This is a genomic window from Streptomyces soli (assembly GCF_003999195.1).
Lineage (GTDB): Bacteria > Actinomycetota > Actinomycetes > Streptomycetales > Streptomycetaceae > Actinacidiphila > Actinacidiphila soli.
In genome coordinates this window covers 1-7,447 of record NZ_RJVR01000251.1, presented here as the reverse complement: position 1 = coordinate 7,447, position 7,447 = coordinate 1, and the positions used below count along the sequence as shown (strand labels likewise).

5 protein-coding genes and 1 pseudogene are annotated in these 7,447 nt (G+C 69.7%); 3 read left to right on the top strand and 3 right to left on the bottom strand.

What is annotated here, in order from left to right; genetic code table 11:
• Positions 1 to 438, top strand: a pseudogene (locus EFK10_RS47755) (hypothetical protein); the annotation flags it as partial.
• Between the two features lie 485 nt (positions 439 to 923).
• Here the strand turns inward: EFK10_RS47755 and EFK10_RS25440 are convergent.
• On the bottom strand, positions 924 to 1,724 hold the full coding sequence (locus EFK10_RS25440; protein WP_407647137.1) for a L,D-transpeptidase family protein: 801 nt from the start codon (positions 1,722 to 1,724) through the stop codon (positions 924 to 926).
• A gap of 246 nt (positions 1,725 to 1,970) precedes the next feature.
• Here EFK10_RS25440 and EFK10_RS25435 point away from each other — a divergent pair, with 246 nt between their 5' ends.
• Positions 1,971 to 3,551, top strand: a complete 1,581-nt coding sequence (locus EFK10_RS25435) for an acyl-CoA mutase large subunit family protein (RefSeq protein ID WP_127357995.1) — start codon at positions 1,971 to 1,973, stop codon at positions 3,549 to 3,551.
• A 98-nt stretch (positions 3,552 to 3,649) separates the two neighbouring features.
• Here the strand turns inward: EFK10_RS25435 and EFK10_RS25430 are convergent, their stop codons facing one another.
• Both EFK10_RS25430 and EFK10_RS25425 read right to left on the bottom strand, forming a co-directional pair.
• Complete coding sequence (locus EFK10_RS25430) at positions 3,650 to 4,987, bottom strand: polysialyltransferase family glycosyltransferase (RefSeq protein WP_127357994.1); 1,338 nt, start codon at positions 4,985 to 4,987, stop codon at positions 3,650 to 3,652.
• Positions 4,987 to 5,973 (bottom strand): glycosyltransferase family 2 protein, encoded by a 987-nt coding sequence (locus EFK10_RS25425; RefSeq protein WP_127357993.1) that lies wholly within the window; start codon positions 5,971 to 5,973, stop codon positions 4,987 to 4,989. The genes EFK10_RS25430 and EFK10_RS25425 overlap by 1 nt, the downstream gene beginning before the upstream one ends.
• Before the next feature lie 185 nt (positions 5,974 to 6,158).
• Between EFK10_RS25425 and EFK10_RS25420 the strand changes: the two genes are divergently transcribed.
• On the top strand, positions 6,159 to 7,447 hold a 1,289-nt coding region (locus tag EFK10_RS25420), incomplete at its 3' end, for a DUF6716 putative glycosyltransferase (RefSeq protein WP_127357992.1).

Sequence of the window (7,447 nt, the reverse complement as noted above, 5' to 3'; positions counted from 1 at the left end):
GTCCACAGCGGCGGTTCCGGCCACCGCTCGGGCTCCGCGGCCCCCGGCGGCTCCACCTCCTCGGCACCCGACCGCGAACGCCCGGCGGGCGGCGCCTCGCGCGGCGTCGCCGGCGGCACGCCGTCCGGGCCCGCCGACACCCCGGACTACCGGGCGCTGTGCAGGGCGTACGCGAACCACGACGGCAAGGGCTTCGAGAAGCTCCGGAGCGTGGCGGGCGGCGGCCGGCACCAGGTACGCCGCTACTGCGCCGGGCTGCTGGGCGCTAACGGCTCCGGCGACCCCCAGAACACCGGGCAAGACGCAACCGGCGGGAACAGCGGGAACAGCGGGAACGACCAGCAAGGCGGCACGAGCGACAACGGCCAGCAGCCCGGCGGCACGACCGGGAACAGCGGCAACGACCACTCCAACGGGTCGGACCAGAACGCGAACTGATGACCGAGTGACGTTTTTTCGGTGCTCCGCGCTGTAGGAGGTGGGCCGATTGGTCATCGGCCAAGCGGGTCCGGGTTCTCCCCGTACCGTACGGACTCGCGCCAGGGCGTGGCCGGGCACTTGCACCAACCCCCCGGCCCGGCCACGCCCCCGGGTGTGACACTTTCCGTCCCCCCGGCGCTGTAGTGAATAGGCCGACTGGTCATCGGCCTACAGGACGCCTGGTCCCCCCGTACCGGGTGTCCTTCCGAGGAACGCGGGCGGGGCGCTTTTCCCCCCGCCCCGCCCGCGTCCTCTTTTTTTCTCAGGCTCGGTTCGCCCCCGTTGCGCTGAGTCCCTGCGGGCGTTCTCTCCCCCAGTGCTTCCGCTGGGTGGGGGTCCCCCCGGCCGAAGGCTGGGGGAGTGCCCCCATTTCAACAGCGGCCGCTCACTTTGGCTCACTCGCCTGCCCGGAACCGCAGGTGCCGCAGTTGCCGTAGGTGCCGTCACCAGTAGACGACGACCTTGTCGCCGACCCGCACCTGGTCGAAGAGTGCGGAGATCCCGCTCAGGCTGCGGACGTTGACGCAGCCGTGGGAGGCGCCGGCGTAGCCGCGGGCGGCGAAGTCGGCGGAGTAGTGGACGGCTTGGCCGCCGCTGAAGAACATCGCGTAGGGCATGGACGTGTGGTAGATGGTCGAGACGTGGTGGCGGCTCTTGCTGTTGACCGTGAAGGTTCCCTCGCGGGTCGGGGTGTATTGGGAGCCGAAGCGGACGTCCATGGACCTGAGCACCTTGCCGTCGACGACCCAGGACAGGGTGCGGCTGGTCTTGCTGATGCACAGGACGCGGCCGGTGAGGCAGCGCTTGTCCAGCTTGGCGACCGGGCGGGTGGTGGGCGGATACATGGCGGCGTTCGTCGGTTCCCGGGTCAGGGAGCGCAGGGTTGTCCAGGTGGTCTTGGTGACCGTGCCGGAGGCGGGGAGGCCGTGCTTGGCCTGGAAGGCACGGACGGCGGTGGCGGTCACGGTGCCGTAGTAGCCGGTGGGGGAGAGGGTGAAGTGGCCGAGCTGCTTCAGCCGGGCCTGGAGCTCGCGGACCTGGGCGCCGCTGGAGCCGCGCGCCATGACCGGTTTCGCGGAGACGGCCTGCTGGGTGGCGGTGGGCGAGGCCGTGGGCGTGGTGGTCCCGGTCGCCGTGGGCTTGGTGGACGTACGGGCCGCGCTCGGAGAGGCAGGCGAGGCGTGTGCGGAAGCCGGGGCGGAGGCCTGCGTGGCCTGCGTGGTGCAGCCGACGACCGAGGTCATCGCCAGGATGGCGGCAGCAGTCAGACCTATTCGTGCCGACACATTGTCCCCCTCAATGTTTTCGTATCCCCAGAGACACAATTCCCGGCCGTGTAGTTCCGCGAACATGGCATAAGACTGTGAGCAAGGTCCCAGCGTGCGGACCTCCACCGGCCGCACGCCCACGACTACAGTCCGTGCTGAGAGCAGGACCCTTACTGAGCGGTAGCAAAGTCGCTGCAAGCCTTGAGCGGGAGGCGTGAACCCATGGCGCGCGAGTCTGAGTCCGGACTGCCGATCGAGCCGGTCTACGGTCCGGACGCCCTCGACGGCTGGGATCCGGCCGAGAAGCTGGGCGAGCCCGGCGCGTACCCCTTCACCAGGGGTGTTTACCCGTCCATGTACACCGGCCGCCCCTGGACCATGCGCCAGTACGCCGGCTTCGGCACCGCCACCGAGTCCAACGCGCGCTACAAGCAGCTGATCGCCAACGGCACCATGGGCCTGTCCGTCGCCTTCGACCTGCCGACCCAGATGGGCCACGACTCCGACGCCGCCATCTCGCACGGTGAGGTCGGCAAGGTCGGCGTCGCCATCGACTCGGTCGACGACATGAAGGTGCTGTTCGACGGCATCCCACTGGACAAGGTGTCCACGTCGATGACGATCAACGCGCCCGCCGCTCTGCTGCTCCTGCTCTACCAACTCGTCGCCGCGGAGCAGGGCGTCACCGCCGACAAGCTCACCGGCACCATTCAGAACGACGTCCTCAAGGAATACATCGCTCGCGGGACGTACATCTTCCCGCCGAAGCCCTCCCTGCGGCTGATCGCGGACATCTTTAAATACTGCAAGGCCGAGATTCCGAAATGGAACACCATTTCGATCTCCGGCTACCACATGGCCGAGGCCGGCGCCTCCCCCGCGCAGGAGATCGCTTTCACGCTCGCGGACGGTATCGAATACGTTCGTACAGCGGTTGCCGCCGGCATGGACGTGGACGAGTTCGCGCCCCGGCTGTCGTTCTTCTTCGTATCTCGTACGACAATCCTGGAAGAGGTCGCAAAATTCCGTGCGGCCAGGCGCATTTGGGCCCGGGTCATGCGCGACGAATTCGGCGCCAAGAATCCGAAGTCCCAGATGCTGCGCTTCCACACCCAGACCGCCGGCGTCCAGCTCACCGCCCAGCAGCCCGAGGTCAACCTCGTACGCGTCGCCGTCCAGGGCCTCGCGGCGGTGCTCGGCGGCACGCAGTCCCTGCACACCAACTCCTTCGACGAGGCGATCGCGCTCCCCACCGACAAGTCCGCGCGGCTGGCGCTGCGTACGCAGCAGGTCCTGGCGTACGAGACCGATATCACGGCGACCGTGGACCCCTTCGCGGGCTCGTACGTCGTCGAGAAGATGACCGACGAGGTCGAAGCCGCCGCCCTTGAGCTGATGCGGAAGGTCGAGGACCTCGGCGGCGCCGTCAACGCCATCGAGCACGGCTTCCAGAAGAACGAGATCGAGCGCAGCGCCTATCGCATCGCCCTCGAGACCGACTCCGCCGAGCGCGTCGTCGTCGGCGTCAACCGCTTCAAGCTCGACGAGGAGGAGCCCTACGAGCCCCTGCGCGTCGATCCCGCGATCGAGGCCCAGCAGGCCGGCCGCCTCGCCGACCTGCGGGCCGCGCGCGACCAGACGGCCGTCGACGATGCCCTCGCCGCCCTCCGTAAGGCCGCCGAGGGCACCGACAACGTCCTCTACCCCATGAAGGACGCCCTGCGCGCCCGCGCCACGATTGGCGAGGTCTGCAACGCCCTGCGCGAGGTCTGGGGCACGTACGTCCCCACCGACGCCTTCTGATCTTCTGACGCCGCGGCTCAGAGCCTGTCGGGTGACCTTCGATCGGAGAGCGGACGCGGTCTGGTGCGTGCGATTCCAAGAGGTCACCCGACAGGCTCTCAGCCCAGCGCCGCTCGCTTCAGGGCCATCGCGCGCCGGGCGACCCGGCGGACGGCCGGGCTGCGGGGGATGAAGGCGAGCGGGGCGGGGACGGCGCCGGGGAGGGCCAGGGCGGTGAGGCGCCGGCGCTTGAAGTAGCGCCAGGAGTCGTTGTCGAGGCTGGCGGCGAGGAAAGCGACGGCCTCGTCGCGCAGGTGGGGGTAGGAGTGGGACTGCATGCAGTAGCCGACGGCCCGCAGCAGCGGGTTGAGGTCCGGCGGGACGGCGGACGCGGCGGCGGCCGGGTCCGCGACGTCGGGAATGAGGGCGTCGACCAGCGTGACGGGGATCCGGTTGCTGTTCTGGTAGGGGGAGAGCCGGTCCAGGAGGAGGCCGGTGCCGGTGCGGGCGACGGGGATGCCGTAGAAGGCGGACGCCGTCAGCAGTGCGGTCGAGAAGCAGCCGATGACGATCGCCGGGCGGAGGCGTTCGTAGAGCACCTCGGCCAGCACCGGTGAGTCGAGGACGGTGAGCTTGGCGCCGAGCGCGTCGGCCTCCTCCTCCAGCCGCCGCGACCAGTGCGCCGGGGCCGAGGGATGCGGCTTGAAGACGACATCACGGTGCCCGAGGGCGACCGCGCCGCGCAGCATCGTCAGGTGCAGCTCCTCCTCCTCGGCGGCGTTGAGGATGTCGAGCGCGGACAGGTACTGGCCGAGCAGCAGGGCCGCGTCCGCGGGCAGGCCCGCGAGATCCGCGCCGGGCTCCGAGGCCTCCGCCATCTCCGCGAGGACCTTGGTGAAGGCCCCGGCCGGCACGACCTCCGCCCCGACCCCGTACTCCGACAGCAGCAGCGGCCGAAGGCCCGGCACCAGGTCCAGGTGGAGCAGCCGACTGATCCGGGTGGTGATCAGCGGCTCGAGCTTGTTGCGGGTGGGGCCGTACGACATGAGGCCGTCGGCGTAGACCTCCACCTGGGCGGAGGGGAAGACATTGACCAGCGCGAGTGCGGGCTCGACCTGGATCGACTCGACGACCAGCTGCACCTCGTCCTCGCCGAGGTCCCAGAGTCGGCGCAAGTTCCGCTCCCACAGCGGCACGTCCTCGTTGCGCGGGGACCAGCCGCCGGGGTGCAGCGGCGCGATGGCCTCGTTCCAGGACAGAACGCCGTCGAAGCGGCCGCGTAGCACCTCGAAGCCCGGCATGGTGTCCAGCGCCGGGGTGGTCTCGGGCACGGCGGCGTTGTTGCTGACCAGCAGCAATCGCCGCTCCGCGGGGGTGAAGCGGCCCGCGTCCAGGGCGGCGGCCAGGGTGGCGGCGCCGTAGAGGGTGGACGCCATGAAGATCTGCGTACGACGCATCAGGCGGCCGCCTTTCCGGTGCCGGTCACGAACGGCCGGCGACGCAGCCGGCGCAGCCGCACGCTTCGCTCGACGTCCATGGAATCCAGGGCCTCCGTCAGTACGTCCTGCGGCATCGCCTTCAGCGCGGCGGCGCTGAGCGTCTTGAGCCTGCGTGCGACCGAAGGCTCGAAGCGCTCGATCGAGTTGAGGTGGTGGGCGATGATCGCGCAGTACGTGCGCACCGCCTTGGGCATGAAGCGGTCAGCCTCGGGGTCAGCGGCCGTCTCGGCGAGCACCTGATCGAAGGAGCGGATGAAGTCCAGTTGACGGATGTCACCAATCTGGGTGAGAGATGTGGTGACCCCGCGCCGGTAGAAGACGCCGAGCAGCCCGACGACCGCGAAGGACTTCGCCTCGCGGTGCAGCCGCCAGATCCACGGCCGGTCCTCGGCGGTGCGCAGCCCGTCGGGGAAGTGCAGCAGCCCGGCGTCGACGAGCCGCCGGTGGTAGATGCCGGCCCAGGCGTACGCGTAGTCCACCGAGGTCGAGCGGTCGGCGGGCAGGATCGCCTCGCGCGGGTCGAGCCGCACGCCGCGGCGGCCCTGCGGGACCCGGGCGATGGTGCGCTTGCGGCCGTGGCAGACGACGTGGTCGGTGCGGACGAAGTCGGTGCCGAGGGATTCGATGGAGTCCAGCAGCCGGGGCAGATAGCCCTCGGCGAGCCAGTCGTCGCCGTCGAGGAAGGTGAGGTATTCGCCGCGTGCCGCGTCGATTCCGGTGTTGCGGGCGGTGGCGAGACCACCGTTTCTCTCATGGGAGATCAACCGGGCTCCCGGAAGTGAAGGGACAGCACGTTCGAGGATTTTCGGGGTTTCGTCCGTCGCCCTGTCATTGACGAGAATGAATTCGAAATCCGATCGGGCGTTCGCACGGATACTTCTGATCATGTCCGGTGCGAAAGTCTGAACGTTGTAGAACGGCACGATTACAGAGAGCTTTACCACCTTGCGCACTTTAGGTCGGATCCCCCTCGAGCGCTACGCGCCACCCACTTGAGGGTGAACGTAGGGTGCGGAAAGTGTGAATCGGCTGTCATAGCGGGCGGGTTCGCCATTCGGAGGTGTGTTGTTAACCTTCCGTTGTCCCTGTGTATGAGACCAGCTTGGAAAGGATTCCTAGCGTCTTGGACGTGCCAGAAAGTACCGCCGACCCACTTCGGGTCATCGTCCTCGCCGATTCGGACACCCGTTGGAAATGGGGTGCGCTGACGGCTTGCCGTATAGCCCCCGGTGCCCGCCTCGACGCGCGACTGCTCCGTGGCCGGGCCACCCCGACCGCGCGCCAGCTCGCAGAGGTCGGCATCCCGGCGGACTCCATGCGCGAGGTCACGGCCGCGGCCTTCCTGGACGAGATGAAGGGCTCGGCGGACACCTCCCCGGACACCGCCGACGTACTGATCCTTTCCTGTGTCGGCGGCACCGTGCAGGCGCTGCTGCACGGCCTCGCCCGTGCCTGGTGCGGCGCCCCCGCCCGTCCGGTCGTCGTCACCGGCTATGTCGGCGTCGTCTACGAGAAGCTCGCCGACGGACTGCTCCTGCGAGCCGGCGCGGACCTGGTCCTGGCCAACAGCGCCTACGACGCGGAGCGCTTCCGCGAGGTGTACTCGGGTGTCGGAGCGGCCGCGGCAGCGGACAGCGTCGTCGAGACCGTGCTGCCCTTCTTGGAGGGCGCGACCTACGAGCCGTCCTCCGACCGTCCGTTCACGGTCGTCTTCGCCGCCCAGCCCTCCGTCCCGGACAACCGCGCCGACCGTGCGTACCTGCTGCGCCGGGCGGTTGAGCACGCCCGCTCACACCCCGGCCGCGAGGTGCTGGTCAAGCTCCGCAGTAAGCCCGGTGAGCAGACCACCCACGTCGAGGAGCAGCCCTACCAGAAGCTGGTTGCCAAGCTCGATCTGCCGCCCAACCTCAAGCTGGTCTACGGCCACATGGGCGAGGTCCTCGACCGCACCGACCTCCTGGTCACCGTCTCCTCGACGGCCGCCCTCGAAGCGATGCACCGCGCCATCCCGACGGCCGTCCTCACCGACCTCGGGATCCGCGAGCCGCTGGGCAACCACCACTTCCTCGGCTCGGACGCGTACGCCTCCTGGGACCAGATCGACGCCGGCCTCGTCCCGCAGGCCGACCCCGCCTGGGCCCGCGCTCACGGTGTCGCCGCCGACGGCGACCCCTTCGGAGCCGTACGCGACAGGGTCACCGCCCTCACCGGGGCCGCCGAACTGCCGCCGCTCGCCCCGTACTACACGCCCGGTATCGCACCCGGTTACCTCCCCGGCGTGCTCGCCCGCCACGGCCTCGACCCGAAGGGCGAGCCGCTGCCCGGCGCCGCCACCGCGGCCGAGTCCGCCGCACCCGGCGCCCTGAGCCGCCTGGCGCGCCGCGCCGCCCGCACCGCCTACCGCCAGGGCGTGCAGCG

Coding starts and splice junctions, on each gene's coding strand:
- EFK10_RS25440 (WP_407647137.1), bottom strand. CDS start 1,724: ATGACCTCGGTCGTCGGCTGCACCACGCAGGCCACGCAGGCCTCCGCC.
- EFK10_RS25435 (WP_127357995.1), top strand. CDS start 1,971: ATGGCGCGCGAGTCTGAGTCCGGACTGCCGATCGAGCCGGTCTACGGT.
- EFK10_RS25430 (WP_127357994.1), bottom strand. CDS start 4,987: ATGCGTCGTACGCAGATCTTCATGGCGTCCACCCTCTACGGCGCCGCC.